Here is a 19,045-nt window from a genome sequence, read left to right on the forward strand (position 1 = left end):
GACACCCCCGCCCGGACCTGGGAACCCAAACGGCTACGCCTGCGGCTGCTCAACATCGCCGGCCGCACCATCCGGACCGGCCGCCGCCACCTGCTGCGATTACCCCGCGGCTGGCCCTGGGCCGATCATCTGCTGCGCGGACAGCGTCGGCTCAACACCTTCGCGACCTGACTCCCCGCACCATCCCGACGATCAGGAACCGGAAACCGCGGCAGACGCGGAGCTCGATCGCGCCCTGCTGTGATCAGCCACGCCGATCACTCCGCGCACACCCACCCGGTCAAGATCACGAAAGATCGAGGCTAGCTGTTCGCGCGAAGGCCACCAGGTCGATGACCCTGCCGCCCCGGCTGATTCCGCATGCGCGCCGGCGTTGTCGCTGCTGCCGGAGGACGGCCGACGCAACGGCCAGGCGGCGCTGGAGCTGCTGTGCTCCGGACTGGCGACGGCCGTAGGAGTCCGGCTGCTCGTCGCCCCGCAGCTCGATGTGCGGCGGCAGACTCACGGCCATGGGGCGGCGCAAGCGCGGGACCCACCCGTACGACTACACCCCCGGCGATGACAGGCGCTTCGCCGACAGCGGAGTGGGCGGCACGCTGCGTGTGCTGCACGGACCCGGCCGCGGCATGGGCGTGTCTGAGGGCGTCTCCTGTGACGTCGAGGTCTTGGCCGCGGACGGCGGTCTGCTGGACGAGTGTCACGAGGGGAAGTTCGGCAAGGAGCACCGCCTGCACGGCACCGCGCCTGGGGACCGGATCACCGTCACCGTGCGGGGCGGGTTCGGAGACGAGCGGCTGACCGCGTCGCGGACGGTGCGGCTGACCGGCGACCTCGCTGACGTCGTCCGATTCGGGGTCGGCCCGGCCTGGCACTTGGTGGAGACCATCGACACCGGAGAAAAGGACCCCTGGCCGCATTCACCTACCGCCGCCTCCTGGGGTGCGGGCGTGAGGCTGCGCGGGGCCGAGCCGGCGTGATGGTCCTCATCGTCGGCACGAGCGCCTGGTCTGGCGCTCGCCCCGGTGTGTGCTACCGACGGCGGCGCTGTCGCGTGTGCCGGTCGTAGAGCTCCAGCAGGTCGTTGGTGGCGGAGACGTCGAAGGCCTCCGGGTCGAAGGGGCCGCTGATCCACTCGGTCAGCTCGGCGTGCTCGGGATCACCCGGATCGGCCAGCGCCTGGAGCAGACGTTGGTAGCCGGGGGCACCGCCGCAGTCCTCCGGTGGGCAGGCTCCGGCCCCGTCCAGGCAGTGCGGCGTGTCGGGCGCCGACGTCCTTTCGCCGACCCGGAGCCGGTGCTCCCAGCCGTCACCGAAGTCGTAGTCGTAGCTGAACTCGACGGACCTGTTCGCGACGTCGCCGACCGTGGTCGCCTCTTCGTCGCCCAGCTGGCCGGGGAAGTCCTCCGCGTCGCCGTACTGCACCCCCTGCACGCGGAAGAGGTGCAGGTGGGCGTCCTGCCAGCCCATCACGGTCTGCAGCACCGCGTGCAACTCCCGGAGGGACATCGACTCGGGGACGACGAGCCGCCGCCACACCGGTGGCTGGACGTCGAGGAGCGTGACCGTGAGCTCACGCGCGGACGCCTCGACCACCCCGTCGGACTTCGGGAGGTCGAGCGGCTCGTCCCCGATGAGCACGGCTCGAGACAGCGCCGGCGCGTTCGGATGGGCCCGTCGCCTCGCGCGGGAGGTGATCAACCCGAGTCGTTCGAACACCATCCGGGTGGGGCGGACGAGGGCGTGCACATCGGCGGAGTGCACGGGCCGCCGCGATGCTCGGTCGACCCAGCCCAGGGCCGCGAGACCGCGCACGACCGGTTGGACCAGCTCGGACCGCCCGGCCGCGACAGCCAGCAACCAGAGGAGGCCGGCCTGCCGCTCGGCGTCACTGCTGCCCAGGGGCAGCCGCCGGGCGATGTGGGCCCACAGCGCGGTGGGGTCCTCGGCGTACCGGCGCCCGGCCGAGGTCGGCAGCAGGCGACCGCGGTAGACCCGGACCAGGCCCAGCTGCCGCGCGGTGTCCCGCAGATCGCGCACGGGACCGGTCAGGTCCTCTCGGTTGCCGGCGCCGATCCGGTCCGCATCCCAGCCGAACCGCTGCATGGTGTCGCGGACCAGCGCGGGCGGCAGGTAGCCGGCCGCGGTCAGCTTCACCCCGTCGCCGACACGGGCCACGAGCCAGCGGTAGGGCTCGACGACGTCCGGATCGGGCAGTGGTTCGACGCCGTCCGGGAGCGCCTCGTCGACGAGCCGCAGCAGCTCTGGCACCCGGGCCGCGCGGAGTCGCTCGACCATCTCGGCGACGTCCGCTCGCATGCGGCCATCCTGGCAAGCGCGGCTCGTCGGTGGTGCGTCTGCGTAGCTGTGCCAGGCGCAGCGTCAGAGCTATCACCGCTGAGACCATGTGGGGCATGGCAATAACCGTGCGGCTCGACGACCAGGAGACCGAAGCCCTGCGCCGCCGGGCCGAACTCGAGGGCCAGTCCATGCAGGAGATCGCCCGGCAGGCAGTTCGGGACTACATCGAGCGCACCAGCAAGCGCGAGCTGCTCGATCGCGTCCTGGACGAGGAACTGCCTCGCTACGCCGACGCGGTAGAGCGACTTGGGCAGTGATGCATCTCGACGTCGACAACCCTCCTGCACATCGCGCGCCGGATTCTCGGGAGGTCCACTGCGCGACTCAGGTCTGCCGACGTCCGCACGTCGAGCCGATCGCCGACCGCTTTGCCGTCGGGAACGGCAGCCTGGCCGTGAGGCCGGCTCCCCCGGTGGCCATGTTGGCCAACATGGCCACCGGGGAGGCGTCAGGCGAAGGGGTCGGCGGGCAGCCGCGGGTTGAGCAGGTGCGCCACCAGCGCCGTCCAGCCGGTCTGGTGACTGGCGCCCAGCCCCTCGCCGGTGTCCCCGTCGAAGTACTCGCTGAACGTCGGGTGCGCCGACCACAGCGGTGAGTCGCTGGACTCGATCCGCTTCCCGTCCGCCGGGCGCTTGCCGTCCACGGGCCGGAACAGCCCGGTGAGGCTGTCGTCGATCAGGTCCGCGGCCTCCACCAGCGTGCGGTGGTTGCCCGACCCGGTCGGGATCTCGATGGTGAACGAGTCGCCGTAGTGCCGGCCCAGCGTGCGCAGCTTGTCGGCGAGCAGCACGTTGACCGGGAACCAGATCGGCCCGCGCCAGTTGGAGTTGCCGCCGAACAGCTTGGTGCGCGACTCCCCCGGCTCGTACTCGATCGAGACGTCCCGCCCGCCGACGTTGGCGAACACCTGCCCGGTCGACTTCGACAGCGACCGGATGCCGTAGGGCGAGAGAAACTCCTCGGTGTCGAACATCCGCTGCAGGATCTTCCGCAGCCGTTCCTTGCCGACCAGCGACAGCAGCATCTTGCGGCCCTGGGGCGTCGACCGGCTCCGCAGCGGGCCCATCAGCTCCGGCCGCCGCTTCTGCAGCCAGCGCACCCGGTCGGCGACGTCCGGCAGCTGGCTGACCCACCCGGGGATCTCGGTGGACCCCAGGATCGGCAGCAACCCGACCATCGAGCGGACCCGCAGCGGCTCCGACGTCCCGTCCGGTGCGACCAGGACGTCGTAGAAGAAGCCGTCGTCCTCCTGCCACAGCTTCACCTCGTGCGACCCGAAGGCGTTCATCGCCTGCGAGATCGCGAGGAAGTGCTCGAAGAACTTGGTCGCGGTGCCGTCCCACGCCTGGTCGAACCGGGACAGCTCGAGCGCGATCTTCAGCATCTGCTGGCAGTAGAACGCCATCCAGCTGGTCGCGTCGGACTGCTCCAGCCGGTAGCCCGGGGGTAGCGGCGCGGAGCGGTCGAACAGCGCGATGTTGTCCATCCCGAGGAAGCCGCCCTCGAAGACGTTCGACCCGTCGGCGTCCTTGCGGTTGACCCACCAGGAGAAGTTCATCAGCAGCTTGGTGAACACCCGGATGAGGAACTGCTGGTCGCGGTAGCCGTCGAGCCGGTACACGTGCCAGGCCGCCCAGGCGTGCACCGGCGGGTTGACGTCGCCGAACGCCCACTCGTACGCCGGCAGCTGGCCGTTGGGGTGCATCGCCCACTCGCGGCACATGAGCACGAGCTGTTCCTTGGCGAACGCGGGGTCGACGTGCGCCAGCGGGATGGTGTGGAAGGCGGTGTCCCACGCGGCGAACCACGGGTACTCCCACTCGTCGGGCATGGAGATGACGTCGGCGAGCGCCAGGTGGCGCCAGTGGGTGTTGCGCTGCCCCTTCCTGCGCCGGCCCTCGGGCGCGGGGACGTCGGGGTCGCCGTCGAGCCACTGGGCGACGTCGAAGCGGTAGAGCTGCTTGGTCCACAGCAGCCCGGCGTAGGCGCGGCGGGCGACGTGCCGGTCCTCGTCGTCCAGGCTCGGGTGGATCACGCCGGCGTAGAACTCGTCGGCCTCGATCTTGCGCTGGTCGAAGACCTGGTCGAACTGATCGCCGAAGGTCTGCTCGTCCGGGTCCTGCTGGCGTAGCCGGAGCTTGACGCTGACGGTCTCCCCCGGCGCGACGGCGTCCCACTGGTACCAAAAGGCGGCCTTGGTGCCGGAGCCGCCGGGGTTGACGGCGGCGAGGTCGCCCTGGACGACGCGGCGGTTGACGCCGTCCTTCGTGTACCTGCTGGCGTTGCGTCGCTTGGCACCGAAGAGGTCGACGGCGTCGGTCTCGTTGTCGCAGCAGAGGACCTCCGGCGCGCCCTCCGCGGCGAGGACGTAGCGGCCGAGAAAACCGTGCTCCGCCTCGACCGCCTCCAGGCCGTTGACGGTGAGAGTGGGCGCGAGGAGCTGGGTGAGCATGCCCTGGCGCTTGTCGCCGCCCCAGGACCAGGTGTTGCGGAACCAGACCTGCGGCAGCAGGTGCAGCGGCGCGGGGTCGGGGCCGTGGTTGGTGGCGGTGACGACGATGCAGACGTCGTCCGGGGCGTTCTTGGCGTAGGTGACCTGGACGTCGAAGAACCGGTCCTCGTCCAGGACGCCGGTGTCGGCGAGCTCGTACTCGCGCTCGTCACGGCTGCGCCGGGCGTTCTCCTCGCGCAGTTCCTGGTACGGGAACTCCGCCTGCGGATAGCGGTAGAGCCACTGCATCCAGGAGTGGGTGGGCGTGCCGTCGAGGTGCCACCAGTACTCCTTGGCGTCCTCGCCGTGGTTGCCCTCCTCGTTGGTCAGCCCGAAGAGGCGCTCCTTGAGGATCGGGTCCTTGCCGTTCCACATGGCGACGGAGATGTTGAGGAAGCCGTAGCGGTCGCAGATGCCGCCCAGGCCGTCCTCACCCCAGCGGTAGGCACGGCGGTGGGCGTGGTCGAACGGGAAGGAGCCCCAGGCGTCGCCGTCGGCGGAGTAGTCCTCGCGGACGGTCCCCCACTGCCGGCCGGCCAGGTAGGGCCCCCACAGCCGCCAGGGGGCGGACATGTCGGACGACTCGGCCAGGCGCGCGTGCTCGGCGCTGCGAGGGGCTTCCGCCTCGTTCGGGATGGGCTGTCCGTCGAGCGGAACGTCAGATGCTGCGGCAGACACGACCTCCACAGTGCCACGGCGCCGTTGCAGTCCCGTGTCACGCGGGGACAGGCGTGACCAGAGTGACCGACTGGTCTCACTGGCGGGTGTCTACTCGCTGCACCCAATGAGGAGCATGCGCAGGAGGTCCCGGTGCCCCGTCTCCAGGTCGTCGTCGCCCATCCGGACGACGAGACGTTCGGCTGCGGCTCGATGCTGCTGCACGCCGCCGGCGCCGGCGCCGAGACCGCTGTCGTCTGCGCGACCCGGGGCGAGGAGGGCGGCGACGTCGACGGTCTCGGGGCTGTGCGCGAGCGGGAGCTGCGCGAGGCCGCCGGGTTGCTCAGGGTCTCGCGCGTCGACCTGCTGGACTTCGCGGACTCCGGCATGAGCGGTGAGGCGCCAGCCGGCAGCCTGGTGTCCGCGCCGTTCGAGGACGTCGTGGCCGCGGTCGCTGGGGCCGTCGCCGCGTTCCGGCCGGACGTGCTAGTCACGCTGGACGCGAGTGACAGCCATCGGGACCACGTGCGGATCCGGGACGCGGCACTGGCCGCGGCGGAGACCGTCGGAGTCCCGCGCGTCTACCTCTCCTGCATTCTGCGGTCACTGATGCGGCGCTGGGTCGACCACGTCAAGGTCGCCCGGCCGGACATGGAGCACCTGAACGCGGACGTCGCGGGGTTGGGCACCCCAGACGAGGAGATCACCACCGTCATCGACGTGGCCGCCCATCTACCGGTGCGCGAGAAGGCGATCGCCCTGCACGCGTCGCAGACGTCGCCGTTCGAGGGGTTGCCCGAGGAGCTGCGCCGGGCCTTCCTCGCGACCGACCACCTCCGCCGCGTCGTCCCGCCCTGGCCCGGCGGCGCACCCGAGACCCGCCTGCTCGACTGACCGCGAGGGCGGCGAGCCATACGCCTCCTCTGCGCCGACCGGGTGCGGAATGGAGCAGCCGACCGACAGAACTGGCGGCGCCTTGCGCCTGAGATGAGCGCGCTGGCTACCCGCGGGCGTTCTTGTCGTCCCGCTCGATCTCATCGAGGACTTCGATCATGTCGATGACATCGGCGTATTCAGTCAACTCGCGCGTAGCGGGCAACGCGTCATCCGCGGGGAGGCCGTAGCGCTCCCGAAGGAGACGTTCGCGGTAGACACGCTCGGCGTCGGCGAGATGTCCACGACGTCGGCGATGTTGACGCCGCGGCGTCGCTCGATCAGCTCTCGTCCGAAGCGTCGTCCGGTCCCGGCGCCCCCGAGGCCAGTCCCGCCGGCAGCACCAGTCCGTACTTCTCGACCAGGAACCGAGTCTCTGCATACCGGGTGGCCTGGCTGGCGATGTCCCGCAGAAGATGCGCGTTGGCCCCGGCACCAGCAGCCACCGCTACAACGGGGACGGCTTTGACAACCTGCTTGACCGGAATGTGTTGTTTGCCCGCGGCCTCCTTCATCAGCTTCTCGAGCGCGGCCATGAGCTTGTGGTTGTCGCGGAGCTGCTGGCTCCAGTTCTTCCTGCCCAGGCCATCGCGAAAGGCAAGTGCGGACTTGTGCACTGCCTCTGCCTTGGCTGCTTGCTGCGTGAAGGTCCGCCGCACCATCCGATCGATCATGTGACGCTCAGCCTCAGCGGAGGCGTCGAATCCGTAGGCGTAGGCGATCCGCGTCGCGATCGCGGTGCTCAACACGTGCACGACAACCATGTCCGCCGTGATGGCCAGGGCGCCTCCCGCCACCGGCACCATCGCCAACACGCCCAGGGCAGCGCCTTCCGCCGCTCCCACGGCACCCCAGTGCAGCGGCATTCGGCGCGTCAGTTCGTCGAGCTGCTCCAGGTCGTAGCCGCGTAGGTCCTCCAGGGAGGCAGCAGCTCTGCCCTGGTCTCGGTGGAATTTGAGCACCTTTTCCTGATCGGTCAGCTCAGCTGCCCAGTCGGTAGCCAACTCCAAGAGGTGCACGGCTCCCTTGACTGCGGGCATCAGGGCTGCGTCCACCACGACCGCACCGGCATCCTTCACCTTCTGAGGGATCACCTCGCCGACGCGACCTGTGGTGCGACCCGCAGCCGTCCGCGCCCGTGCGCCGGCCTGTCCGAGCGCCGCGCGCGCCTTGGGCGGGAGAATGGCCTTCCGCTCGGAGCGACGACCCCAATGGGCCTCGAGTTCTGCCCAACGTTGGTTCTCGTAGCGGGACATCACGGACATCTGCTCGGACGTAGGCACCACGAGGCGAACCTAAGTCAGCGAACGGACGCTGCTGGCTCACCGCGCCGTCGACTGACCCAAGCGGGGGCTCGCCGGGCACACCCGTCACAGCAGTGGCGTTCGCGGGTCAGGCCCGCTGGCGTGCTTTACCACGCCGCCATCCAGGGGAGCCCCCTTCGCCGAGAGAGCGCCAGGTCGAAGCCGACGTCGTCGCCGTACTCGAGCGACCACTGGTGATGAGCTTTGGCTACTGCGGCAAGGATCCTGCGTCTCGACTAGATCGTCCCATTACCTACTAATGCCACAGTTCGCCATTCGATCTTCACACAGCAGAAAGGAGGGCCTTGGGGACAGCGAACGCCCCGCAAAGGACGGAACAATCGGTCTCTGCGCAGACAGGCGTCAGGAGAGCACGGACGCCATCTCGGTCAGGCGGCACAGCGCGTTCACCTGACGCAGCTGTTCCGGCGTTCGCACCGGGGCGTCGAGCAGTTCCTCGCTCATCACCACGACGGCCAGCGCCTTGGCCCGGGAAACCGCCACGTTCAGGCGGTTGAGGTCGTAGAGGAACGACACCCCGCGGGGTGCGTCCTCGGCGCTCGTCGACGTCATCGAGTACAGGACGACCGGCGCCTCCTGCCCCTGGAACTTGTCCACGGTGCCCACCCGGGCGCCGTCGGGAAGCAACCCACGGATCAGGGCGACCTGGCTGTTGTACGGCGCGACGACCAGCACGTCCTCAGGACCGATCACGTGCCGCTCGCCGGAAGCGCCCACCCAGCCGACGCCCTGCAGCGAGCGCCACAGCTCCGCGACCGCCTGCGCCTCATCAGCCGACGACGCTGACGCCGGCCGGGTGTGCTCCACGAACCGGACGGCCAGCCCGCTGGCCCATCCGTCCACCGCGATCCGCTCCCGTCTGGGCGCCGACTCCAGCCGGCCCTCGTAGGCGAGGTCGGACACGAAAGCGGTCAGCGCCGGGTGCATCCGGTAGGTCCGGTCGAGGAAGACACCGCGGTCCTCGGGCACGGTCGGGTGCCCCTCGAGCAGGTGCTCCAAAGCCGACAGCCCCGACTCCCCCGGGTGCACGGCCTGCGTCGGCTGCGCCAGCTGCTGCGGGTCGCCGAGCAGGACCAGCGACCTTGCCGCCCGTGCCACCGCGACCGCGTTCGCCAGGGAGAACTGCCCCGCCTCATCGATGACCAGGACGTCGACCGCCTCCGCCAGGTTCTCCCGGCACCAGAACCACGACGTCCCGCCGACCAGCGCGACGTCACCGCCCAGCAGCCGGTTCTCGACGTCGGCGGCGTCCCTGGACCACTCGACCCCGGGTGCGCCGCATGCCTGGCTCTCCTCGCACTTCTGCGGCGCCGGCCGGCCCACCGCCCGGAGCACGTTGCCGATCACCGCGTGCGAGGTCGCCGTGACGCCGACCTTCTTGCCGGCGTCCAGCAGCTCGCGGATCAGCCGGGACGCCGCACGGGTCTTGCCACTGCCGGGCGGCCCCTGCACCGCGAGCACCTCGCCGTGCAGCGACCGACCGAGCCGGACGACGGCGTCGCCGGCCTCCTCCCCCGGCAGCCGGCGGGTGTCGGCCGGGACGACGCGGTCGAGCAGTGCCTGCCCCAGACGCGACCGGTCGGCGAGGACGTCGTCCGCCGTCGCGGCGATCGCCGCGCGCAGGGCCTTGTCGTCGAGCGGCCCCTCCGGACCGAGGCCGCGGACGGCGGCGGGAGCCTTGGTGCTCTTGACGACGAGGCGCCCGCCGACAGCATCGAGCTCGCGCACCTCGCCGACCCGCGTGCGGGTGTCGACGTCGAACGCGGGCTTGCCGACCGACAGCTTCGCGTCCTGCGGCGGGAAGGTGAACTCGTACAGCTTGCTGCGCTTCTCGGTGCCGACCTCGACCGCGGCGGACAGGCCGCCGACCGCCGTCCGGTCCTCGACCAGCTGCTCGTCCTCCAGGTCGCCGCGGCTGAAGAACTCCCACCAGCCGGGCCGGGCCTCGCGGCGGTGCCACTGCACCAGGTCGCCGAGCAGGCCCTGCCCGGCGTCGGTCAGCCGCTCGACCAGCGCGAGCTCGGCGACCTCGGCGTCCGACCGCGGGGCGGGTCCGGACACCTCGGGCACGGTCGGTCGCGGCTGCGGCCCGTGCAGTGCCTCCAGCTCGGCGCGCTCGGTCTCCAGCCAGTCGTGCAGCTCGCGGGTGGAGTCGACGTCGTCCTTGTTGTAGTTCTCGATCGCCTGTAGGCGGGCGGGGTCGCGGTCGGCGAGCCACTGCTCGTACTCGACGACGCTGGACATGGCGTCGGCGACGTCCCCGGTGTGCTCCCGCCCGTAGAAGGCCTCCACCTTCTTGATCGAGTACGACTCCTTGCTGATCCGCATCCCCTGGCGGACGACGGGATAGAGGTCGACGAACCGCTCGGCGCGCAGCAGCTGGTCGAGCTCGGCCTCCCGGACGCCGTACCGGCCGGTCAGCCGCTTGAGCGCGCTGACCTCGTAGGCGGCGTAGTGGTAGACGTGCATGCCGGGGTTGGCGCGCCAGGCGTCGACGATCCGGTCGATCAGGTCGGCGACCATCCGCCGTTCCTGGTCGGCGTCGTGGGCCCACAGCGCGGTGAACCGGCCGGTGCGGTCGCCGAGGCCGGCCAGGTACTCCAGCCCCGCGCCGTCGCCGGACAGCGGGTCGCCCTCGAAGTCGAGGTAGAGGTCACCGAAGCTCGGCGCGGGCAGCCGCAGCAGGCCCTGCGCGGGAGCGGGCGTCAGCAGCGTGCGGGTCGGCGCGCCGGCGGCGCGGCCGCGGAGCTGCTCGCGGGCCTGCTCCTGCAGCCGCTCCCGGGTCGCCTTGCCGATGCTGGAGGCCTTCAGCGTCTCGGCATCCGCCTCGGCGAGCTGCTGCAGTGTGCTGATGCCGACGGCGTGCAGGGCGGCGCGGTGGTCGCGGCGCATCCCGGCGACCAGGCTGAGGTCGTCGCCGTTCCGGAGCTCGGACTCGCATCTCGCCTGCCAGGGGCACTGGCCGCAGTGGCCGACGGGGACCGGCTGGGTGGGCGGGGCGTCGCCGAGGAAACCCTCCAGCCGGAGCCGGGCGCGGCGGGCGTAGGCGGCGACGTCGACCAGCCGCCACGGCCGCGCAGCACCATCTCCGGTGACCACGAGGAGCCGGTCCGGCTCCCGGCCCTGCAGGACGGCGAGCCGGTCGGCGTAGGTGGCCATCTGCAGGAGCGCCGGCACCTTGACCCGGCGGGCGAGCTTGGCGTCCGCGACCTCGTACGACCAGTTCCCGAGCGCCGACGGCGTCGCCGTCTTCAGCAGGAAGTCGGCCTGCCCGCCCCAGGTCCCGTCGAAGAGCGTGGCCTGGTAGATGACGTCGTAGCCGGCCCGCATCGCGTCGTCGGTCGCGGCCTCGTCCCGTTCGCCTTCCAGCCGCGCGACACTCCTGCCCTCGGCCTCGAGCGAAGCCAGGTAGCGCTGTTCGTGGGCGATGCCGAGGTCGACGACGAGCTGGCCCTGGTCACTCGTGCCCGTGGCGGGAGGCTCGAGCCGGCCGGCGGCAACCGCGAGGTTGAGCGTGGTGAGGTGGTGGCACTCCTGGTGCCGCGTCAGGTCGGTGGGGCTGAGGACCAGCCGGCCATCGGCGCGATACATGGCTCAGCTCCCCGTCGGACGGACGACGGGCAGGGACTGGTGCGGCAAGGTTCCCCCGTGGTGCGGCGTGCAGAGCCCGCTGAGGCTGTCACGTCCGGCACCGATCCGGAATCGCTGCGCGCCGATCTGGGGCTCGTGTGACTACTGGACTATCCGGTGGCGACGGCGCCGGTGCGGTTGGGCACCAGTTCGACCCAGGTGTTGCCGGGCGCCAGCGTCACCTGATCGCCGTCCGTGTCGGTGAGGGTGACCGGGTCACCGATCCGGGGCTTCGACCAGGTGGCCGCGACCGCGTGGCCGCCGGAGGCGACGAGCGCCTCACCGCTGCCGGTCAGGATGGTCTCCGGGACCGGGTTGCCGGCCGGGTCGCGCGCGTCGGTGGAGACGACGTCGACCCGCAGGACGACGACGTTGGTGGCGCCGATCTGGCTGCCGTCCGCCTCGACCGCGGGAGCGCTGCCCTCGGCGCGCAGCCAGCGACCGGACTCGGCATCCCAGCTCCAGTGAGGGCGCCCGACGCCGGACATCGTGAGCGCCAGGGTGCCGGTCGGCTGCCCCGCGGTGACGGCGGTGGGCTGCTGGCCGGCCGAGGGGTACGCGAACTGGGCGGTGGGCGCAGCTCGGTGCGCGTCGTCGGCCTGGGCGACGAGGGCCTCCGGCGCCGCGTAGACGTTGTGCGGCGCCCGGCGGGTCGTCCAGCGGTAGAAGCCGTCGATGCCGGAGTCCTGGGTGAGCACCTGCAGCCCGGCGCTCCCGGCGGCGTCGACGTAGGTCGGCACGCCACCAGAGAACGCCAGCAGGCCGTGCAGCGGCGCGGCGATCGCGGGGTCCATCGGCCGGATGGAGCGCACCGGGCCGATCTCGGGCGGCAGGGTCGAGTGGTAGACGGCGACGAACCGGGTGATGCCGCCCTCGACGACCTGCTCCCACACCACGTCGGCGGCGTTCAGCCCGGTCTGCGGGCGGGCGTCGACCGAGTTCTCGATCTTGACGGCGAGCGCCGGACGGTCGGCGGCCGCCTCGGCCGGGACGCCGGTCAGCGGCCAGGTAGGTGTGGTGGGTGCTCCGGCGATCGAATCGAGGAACGGCAGGTCGGTCAGGTCCCGCCCCGTTGCTTGCCACCCGAGACCCACGGCCGCCACCAGGAGGACGAGCAGCGCTGCTCGTCGACCGCGCCGGGGCCTCTGCTTTCGGCGGCCCTTGGCCGACGTCCTCTTCTTGGCCGGGGCGCCCTTCTTGGGGCGCGAGCCATTGCTGGGTCCGGAGCGGCGCCTGGGCGCGGTGGACCTGGGCACGTCAGGGCTCCCTGGCTCGGCGGGGCATCCCTTCTCGTATCGGCACGGCGCGAGGGTGGCGACACCACGGCTTGTCGTCGCGGACGCTCGTTGGCACAGGCCCTCCGGCGCTGCGCCTACCGCAGGACCTCGCCACCTCGGTGCCATTGGCTGTCAGCCCGAGTCTCCAAATTCACTTGGCGCCACTGCGCATGACGTTAGGCGCCCTCTCGTTGTGTGCTAGCAGTAGGACAACAGCAAGAAGCCCGCCCCGGTCGACCGGGGCGGGCTTCTTCATCCCTCTGATTCATCGGACGGGCCGCGCTCAGGCGTCGGCTGACTCCTGAGGAGTCAACGCCTTCAACGCCGTGGCGTGAAGCCAGCGGCTATGACACCCTGCCGGCCCATCTCTATCAGTTGTCCTGATGCAGTTTGCGAGTACGCGAGGTGAGTCGCTACACCCACCGTGGCGGCTACGTCAGGTGTACCCCGGTGGCTCCAGTCGCAGATGACATCACCGCGGTTGCAAAGCTCGACCACCATGGCGTTCCTGCGTGTGGTGATGGACCCTAGGTCGATGCCGGTCGCCTGGTAAACGCCGTAACCGGATCGCGCGCTGCCAAGGTTCTTGCCCGTCTGCTTAGGAACGCGTCCCGGATCGGCTACGAGTAGGACGCCAACCACGTTACGGGCGTTCCGAGCCACCATGTTGGCAACAAGAGCGCCCTGCGAGTAGCCCGCCAGAACAATCTTCTGGTCACCGCAGTCGCGTTGCGCTTCAGCAAGACGCTTGTGAAGTTCTTTCACACCGTGATCGATACTACCGAAGTAATTGCTCATCCCGGAAGGCGGGACGAAGAAACTTAGGACCGAAGCAGCCGTGTAATCGAGAGCCACTGTCTGAAGTCGCTTGTCTCCCGGCATGTATGCGACCATGCCTGCCCGGACCGCGTTGATCATATCGCCGTATCCGCCGGCCTCAGTCGCCTCCTGACCAGAGCCGCGTATACCGATGAAGAGTACGTCCGCGCATGCGTTGCCGGTCGCGCCAGGCTGCCCGGTACAGGGCTCGAAGCGGCCACTTGAGAATTGATCTTCGGAATTCGGGTCGCCACTGAAAATGGCCTGGACCGTGTAGGTGCCGGCATTGATGGTGGAGTGCGGTATGGTCACCTCCATAGTGAAGTCACCAGTTGTGGGATCAGTTACGAGACTCCGTACCCCACTACTCGTCTGGCCGGCGGTATTCTTAGCTGTCCCCGTGGTCACTCTGGCGTTTCTCATAGGTACGACGTTACTGATCTTGACGACAAGCTGATTGGCCGCCGGCTCGAAGTATCCGCAGGCGATGGTTTTCTCCACGGCGGCGTTGATAGCCGTCGGTACGAGGAGACTCACTAGTACGGCCGTGATGGAAATGATGAGCAAGGAACGGTGCTTAACAGCCACTGGACCTCCAGGGTCAGTGAGGTGGACGCCAGCTGAGTCTCAGACGCCCCCGCGAGGTGCGGCGGAGGTTAGGGCTTGCTTGAGGTTGGGGACAAGTGGTTGGGTCTGGATCCCAGACAGGGCATCACAAGCGCGCCAGTCGATCACGACATGTTTCGCCTTGAACACCCAGCCGCACCATCGGTGGGACTTTGTCATGCCGGTGGTGTCGCTCGGGTGGATCACGACGCGCAGGATGAGCAGAGCCAAGACGCGGCGCTGCCACTCAATGCCGCCAGCGTCCCAGGCTTCGCGGGCGGCAGTGCCGGCGCTCAGCAGGTGGTGAGGCCGCTGACTTGGTGCGCAGCGCGTACAGCTGTTTGATCCGTCGCCTCTAGCTTGGCCTGCGCCGTAGTCATTGCGCGGTTGAACTACTGCCGGGTCACAACCTCCACATCGCACGTACCCGCGAAGCACGGCGCAATCGGCACACCACCGCAACGAGCCGTACCTGCTCGGCGCATTACATGCCTCGTTTTCGGCGGGACCGTCGCCGACATCGTCGAGGCCTGCAGCGACTCGCTCAACGAGACCGACGCGGGCAAGGCCCCCTGGGCGGACCGGAAGCGCGACTACATCGACGGGCTGCGCGACAAGGCGAAGAAGTCGGACGAGGCGCTGCTGGTGACGTCCGCAGACAAGATCCACAACGGGTCCCGCATCGCCGCCGACCTACGCAACTACGGCTCGGAGTTCTGGTCGACCTTCAACGCCTGCTAACACGGACTGCTTTGGTAGTACGCCAGCGTCGACGCCGCGATCGCCCAGCGCTTGCCCGGAACCAGCATCGCCATCGCGCTGCACAGGGCGGTCGAGGACCTCGTCGCTGCAGCAGGCGCCGACCGAGACTCGATCACCGGCGGAGTCCCGGAGTGCGACTGCTCCCCGGGCGAGTGACCGTCGCGCAGAAAGCGCCAAGTGCCGGGCGCAATCAGCGGGCTGCGCACGAACCCGTAACGGCCCGGCTACGTTGAGCACATGGGGGACCTGCGCACGGGCATCTACGAGCACTTGGTCACGTCGGAGTTGGCCGATCAAGTTTCGGCAACCGATGCCTCGTTGGTGCAGCTGGCGACGCTCGACCCTGCCGAAGCTCATGAGGCCCTGACACGTCACGTTGCCGGGGTGGTGAACCGAGCCCTTCGAACGGCAGGTGGCGACGACCAGGCCGCCGTGGCCCGACAGGTCGACCTGGCAAACAGCATCGTCAAGGCCGTCAGCGCACTGTCCCCCGCTGCCGCCCCGGAGGACGCGATCGGCGAGCCGGCACGGTCGGTACTCGCGGTGGTCAGCCCGCCGAACACGCCGGGCCCGATCACCTTCCCTGAACGGCCCGAAGTACCGCTGTCCGCGAGCGCGCTACTGGTCAACGGGCGCGGCCAGCCGCGGATCGGTCATGAGGTCAACCGCGAGCTCGCGTCCGCCGACCGGGTAGACCTGCTGTGCGCCTTCATCAAATGGCAGGGACTGCGCGTCCTGGAGAAGGGCCTCACCCACCTCCGCCAGCGCGGCGGCCGGCTCCGCGTCATCACGACCACGTACATCGGCGCCACCGATCAGCGAGCCTTGGACCGCCTCGTCGAGCTCGGCGCCGAGGTCAAGATCTCCTACGAGACCAGGACGACGCGGCTGCACGCCAAGGCCTGGCTCTTCCATCGCTCCACCGGGATGTCAACCGGGTATGTCGGCTCGTCCAACCTGTCTGCCCCCGCACTGACCGACGGGCTGGAGTGGAACGTCCGGCTCTCCAACGTCGAGCAGGCGCACCTCCTGGCGACGTTCGCCGACACGTTCGACAGTTACTGGGAGGACCCGTCCTTCGAGACGTACGAGCCGGGACGGGACGGCGACCGGCTGCGACGCGCCCTGAGCGTCGAGCGCGGCGGGAGCAGAGACCTGCCCCTCGAGATCGCCACGCTCGACGTCCGTCCGTTCGGCTATCAGCAGGAGATCCTGGACGAACTCGACGCCGAGCGCACAATCCACGACCGCTGGCGCAATCTCGTCGTCATGGCAACGGGAACCGGGAAGACCGTCGTCTCGGCGCTCGACTATCGGCGACTGCGGGCCGCGGGCACCGCGGAATCGGTCCTCTTCGTGGCTCATCGAAAGGAACTGCTGGCTCAGAGCCGATCGACCTTCCGCCACATCCTACGGCGCGGTGACTTCGGCGAGCTCCTCGTCGACGGCGAGCGGCCGCGCGAGTGGCGACACGTCTTCGCGTCCGTGCAGTCCCTGGCCCAGTTGGACCTCACGGAGCTGGACCCGGCGCGCTTCGACCTGGTCATCGTCGACGAGTTCCATCACGCCATGGCGGCGACCTACCGTCGACTGCTCGATCACCTCCAGCCCAAGGTCCTGCTCGGACTCACTGCGACCCCCGAGCGGACGGACGGCGCCGACGTGCGCAGCTGGTTCGACGGCCGGACGGCCGTGGAGTTGCGGCTGTGGGAGGCCCTCGACCAGGGCCTGCTCGCGCCGTTCCAGTACTTCGGCATCCATGACGACGTCGCGCTGCAGCAGCTGCAGTGGAAGCGCGGCCGCGGCTACGACGTGACGGAGCTGAGCAACCTCTACACCGGAGACGACCACCGAGTACGGCTGGTTCTTCATGCCGTTCGGGACAAGATCGTGGATCCGGGACAGATGCGGGCGCTGGGCTTCTGCGTGAGCATCCAGCACGCCGAGTTCATGGCCGCTCGGTTCAACTCGGCCGGCATCCCCAGTCTGGCGATCACGTCGCGGACCGGCAGCGACGACCGCAACGCTGCCTTGACCGCGCTTCGCGACGGCACCGTCAACATGCTGTTCACGGTGGACCTCTTCAACGAGGGCATCGATCTGCCCATGATCGACACAGTGCTGTTCCTCCGCCCCACGGAGAGCGCGACGGTCTTCCTCCAGCAGTTGGGCCGCGGGCTGCGCCTGTCCGAGGGCAAGGCGTGCCTGACCGTGCTCGACTTCATCGGCGCTCAGCACAAGGAGTTCCGATTCGACCTGCGCTTCCGAGCTCTCACCGGCGCATCGCGACGAGGCCTGCAGCGGGAGGTTGAGCAGGAGTTCCCCACACTCCCCGCCGGCTGCCACATTGAACTCGACAGCGTCGCGCAGCGCATCGTTCTCGACAACATCAAGCAGTCGCTCACCGTGTCCTGGAAAGGACTGGTCAACGAAGCCTTGGCCTTGCCCCGCCCGAGCATGCGGACCTTCATTGAGGAGACCGGCGTCGAGGTCGAGGACCTGTACCGAGGGAACGGACGCAGTTGGCTGGACCTGAAGCGGGCGGCCGGCTGGGACGCCGCTGAGCCTGGACTGGACGACCGGACTTTGGGCAGCGCGTTCGCCCGCATGCTGCACATCGACGACCTCGAACGACTGCGGTTCATCCGCACGCTGGCCGAACAGGGAGCTGGCGCGGCAGCAGCGTCCGAGCGAGCACGTCGGATGGCCGCGATGTTGCACTTCTCGGTCTACGGGTCGCGAGGGCCGTTCAGCAGCGTCGAGGCGACGTTGTCACGGCTGCTCGCCAATGCCGGCCGACCTGAAGAACTGGTCGAGCTGACGGGGGTGCTGCAAGACCGCATCCATCGGGTGGCGCCGGCTCTCGAACTCGCCGGGCCTCGCCCGCTGCACGTGCATGCCCGCTACAGCCGGGACGAAGCGCTAGCAGCGTTCGGTTTGGAGGACCTCAATGGCACGTGGGGGTCCGGCGTGCGCTGGGTTGCTGGCGACCAGGCGGATGTCTTCTTCGTGACGCTGGTGAAGACGGAGGCCCACTTTTCCCCCACCACGATGTACGCGGACCACGCCATCTCGCCAACCCTCTTTCAGTGGGAGTCGCAGAACACGACAGCAGAGGCGTCCAAGACCGGGCAGCGATACGTCCATCACCGTGAGATGGGTACGTCGGTGCACCTGTTCGTCCGCGAGTCGAAGACAGCTGACGGCACCCTCGGCACCCCGCCCTACCTCTACGCCGGTCCGATGTCCTACCTCTCCCATACCGGAGAGCGTCCGATGCGGATCATGTGGAAGCTGGAGCACGCGCTCCCCGCCGCGGTCTTCGCGGCAGCCAAGATCGCGTAAGGCATGACCGTGGTCTAACCGAGCCTTCGACGACGAGTTGCAGGTGCTTGACGCCTCGGGCCCACCCCAAGCTCTAACCCAGCAGCATCTCCCCGCTCACACGCACGGGACTGCCCAGAGTTGAGTTGACTCGATTGGGTAGGGGCGGTCAGGCCGCGCACATCGTTTTCAAGGTGGCGAGCGGGATGTGGTCTTGTTCAGTCCTGTCCTCGCCGCGGGGGCACGGATGGGCAGCGCCCGGTGGGTCGAGGACCAGCGCAACTTGGTGAACGTCGCGGTTAGTCGCGCTCAGCGTGCCTTGATCGTGGTCGGCGACGCCGCCACGCTGGCCTCGCTCCCCGTGCCGACGCTAGCTGCCCTCGCTGCAGCCGCGCGTGACGAATCTGGCGGGACGAGAGCGAGCCGGGAGGACCCTCAGCTGCATTCGGAGGCCGAACAGCGGCTGCACTCCGCGCTGGTGGAGGCGGGCCTCACGGTTGAACTCAAGCCGCTCGTGGACGGGTACGAGCTGGACTTCGCCGTGATGTGCAGCGACGGACGCCAGATCAACATCGAGTGCGATGGCGTCCAGCACATCGATGCCCGGGGACGGCAGCGGCGCCAGGACCTCGCCCGCGATCAGATCCTGCAACGTTGCGGCTGGCACGTCCTGCGTTATCCGGCCTGGCGTTGCCTCACCGAGCCAGAGTCTGTAGCCAAGGAAATCAGGCGTCACGCGCATCGGGAGACCGCGTAGACGAGCCCTCTTACGAGTTACGACCTTGCGGATCGCCCCACGCGGCGCACCTGCCCCATCTGGGCCTTGACCTCCCCCGCGTTGCAGTGAGTAAGACAACGACCCT

Annotated in this window: 13 protein-coding genes and 1 pseudogene; 8 read left to right on the plus strand and 6 right to left on the minus strand. The window is 69.4% G+C overall.

Going from position 1 to position 19,045, the window contains the following annotated elements:
* On the plus strand, nt 1-171 hold a 171-nt coding region (locus HK417_RS21955; RefSeq protein ID WP_222271987.1), incomplete at its 5' end, for a transposase.
* 338 nt (nt 172-509) lie between these two features.
* On the plus strand, nt 510-977 hold the full coding sequence (locus HK417_RS21960; protein ID WP_222271905.1) for a hypothetical protein: 468 nt from the start codon (nt 510-512) through the stop codon (nt 975-977).
* Between the two features lie 52 nt (nt 978-1,029).
* Here HK417_RS21960 and HK417_RS21965 read toward each other — a convergent pair whose 3' ends face one another.
* Nucleotides 1,030-2,316: a plasmid pRiA4b ORF-3 family protein gene (locus HK417_RS21965; protein ID WP_222271907.1), complete on the minus strand. Its 1,287-nt coding sequence runs from the start codon at nt 2,314-2,316 to the stop codon at nt 1,030-1,032.
* Between the two features lie 95 nt (nt 2,317-2,411).
* Between HK417_RS21965 and HK417_RS21970 the strand changes: the two genes are divergently transcribed.
* A complete protein-coding gene (locus tag HK417_RS21970; RefSeq protein WP_222271909.1) occupies nt 2,412-2,615 on the plus strand; it encodes a DUF6290 family protein in 204 nt (67 codons plus the stop codon).
* Nucleotides 2,616-2,806: 191 nt separating this feature from the next.
* Here HK417_RS21970 and HK417_RS21975 read toward each other — a convergent pair whose 3' ends face one another.
* Nucleotides 2,807-5,527: an MGH1-like glycoside hydrolase domain-containing protein gene (locus tag HK417_RS21975; protein WP_222271918.1), complete on the minus strand. Its 2,721-nt coding sequence runs from the start codon at nt 5,525-5,527 to the stop codon at nt 2,807-2,809.
* A 132-nt stretch (nt 5,528-5,659) separates the two neighbouring features.
* Here HK417_RS21975 and HK417_RS21980 point away from each other — a divergent pair, with 132 nt between their 5' ends.
* Nucleotides 5,660-6,400, plus strand: coding sequence for a PIG-L deacetylase family protein (locus HK417_RS21980; RefSeq protein WP_222271920.1), 741 nt, complete (start codon nt 5,660-5,662; stop codon nt 6,398-6,400).
* Nucleotides 6,401-6,720: 320 nt separating this feature from the next.
* Here the strand turns inward: HK417_RS21980 and HK417_RS21985 are convergent, their stop codons facing one another.
* The 4 genes from HK417_RS21985 to HK417_RS22000 form a co-directional block, all read right to left on the minus strand.
* Nucleotides 6,721-7,695 carry an EcsC family protein gene (locus HK417_RS21985; RefSeq protein ID WP_222271922.1) on the minus strand — a complete coding sequence of 325 codons (975 nt, stop codon included), beginning with the start codon at nt 7,693-7,695 and terminating at the stop codon, nt 6,721-6,723.
* 411 nt (nt 7,696-8,106) lie between these two features.
* Entirely contained in the window at nt 8,107-11,355 is a 3,249-nt protein-coding gene (locus HK417_RS21990; protein WP_222271929.1) for a TM0106 family RecB-like putative nuclease, read from the minus strand.
* A gap of 149 nt (nt 11,356-11,504) precedes the next feature.
* Nucleotides 11,505-12,650 carry a DUF3048 domain-containing protein gene (locus tag HK417_RS21995; RefSeq protein WP_222271932.1) on the minus strand — a complete coding sequence of 382 codons (1,146 nt, stop codon included), beginning with the start codon at nt 12,648-12,650 and terminating at the stop codon, nt 11,505-11,507.
* A 339-nt stretch (nt 12,651-12,989) separates the two neighbouring features.
* On the minus strand, nt 12,990-14,078 hold the full coding sequence (locus HK417_RS22000; RefSeq protein WP_222271940.1) for a cutinase family protein: 1,089 nt from the start codon (nt 14,076-14,078) through the stop codon (nt 12,990-12,992).
* Nucleotides 14,079-14,483: 405 nt separating this feature from the next.
* On the opposite strand from HK417_RS22000, the gene HK417_RS22005 reads away from it, so the two are divergent.
* The 4 genes and pseudogenes from HK417_RS22005 (at nt 14,484) to HK417_RS22015 (ending at nt 18,939) form a co-directional block, all read left to right on the plus strand.
* Nucleotides 14,484-14,837 (plus strand): hypothetical protein, encoded by a 354-nt coding sequence (locus tag HK417_RS22005; protein ID WP_222271942.1) that lies wholly within the window; start codon nt 14,484-14,486, stop codon nt 14,835-14,837.
* A gap of 258 nt (nt 14,838-15,095) precedes the next feature.
* The gene (locus HK417_RS22010; protein ID WP_222271944.1) at nt 15,096-18,203 is read left to right on the plus strand and encodes a DUF3427 domain-containing protein; all 3,108 of its coding nucleotides are present in this window, start codon (nt 15,096-15,098) and stop codon (nt 18,201-18,203) included.
* 175 nt (nt 18,204-18,378) lie between these two features.
* Nucleotides 18,379-18,510: pseudogene (locus tag HK417_RS25840) on the plus strand (hypothetical protein); the annotation flags it as partial.
* Nucleotides 18,511-18,543: 33 nt separating this feature from the next.
* Nucleotides 18,544-18,939 (plus strand): endonuclease domain-containing protein, encoded by a 396-nt coding sequence (locus tag HK417_RS22015; RefSeq protein WP_308123766.1) that lies wholly within the window; start codon nt 18,544-18,546, stop codon nt 18,937-18,939.
* The last annotated feature ends 106 nt before the right edge of the window (nt 18,940-19,045 follow it).

Origin of the sequence: Modestobacter marinus, assembly GCF_019799945.1 — a bacterium.
Classification (GTDB): Bacteria; Actinomycetota; Actinomycetes; order Mycobacteriales; family Geodermatophilaceae; genus Modestobacter; species Modestobacter marinus_B.

Bases quoted from the DNA above. Each gene is read 5' to 3' on its own strand.
- HK417_RS21960 (WP_222271905.1), top strand. From the start codon at position 510: ATGGGGCGGCGCAAGCGCGGGACCCACCCGTACGACTACACCCCCGGC.
- HK417_RS21970 (WP_222271909.1), top strand. From the start codon at position 2,412: ATGGCAATAACCGTGCGGCTCGACGACCAGGAGACCGAAGCCCTGCGC.
- HK417_RS22010 (WP_222271944.1), top strand. From the start codon at position 15,096: ATGGGGGACCTGCGCACGGGCATCTACGAGCACTTGGTCACGTCGGAG.
- HK417_RS21985 (WP_222271922.1), bottom strand. From the start codon at position 7,695: ATGTCCCGCTACGAGAACCAACGTTGGGCAGAACTCGAGGCCCATTGG.
- HK417_RS21965 (WP_222271907.1), bottom strand. From the start codon at position 2,316: ATGCGAGCGGACGTCGCCGAGATGGTCGAGCGACTCCGCGCGGCCCGG.
- HK417_RS21990 (WP_222271929.1), bottom strand. From the start codon at position 11,355: ATGTATCGCGCCGATGGCCGGCTGGTCCTCAGCCCCACCGACCTGACG.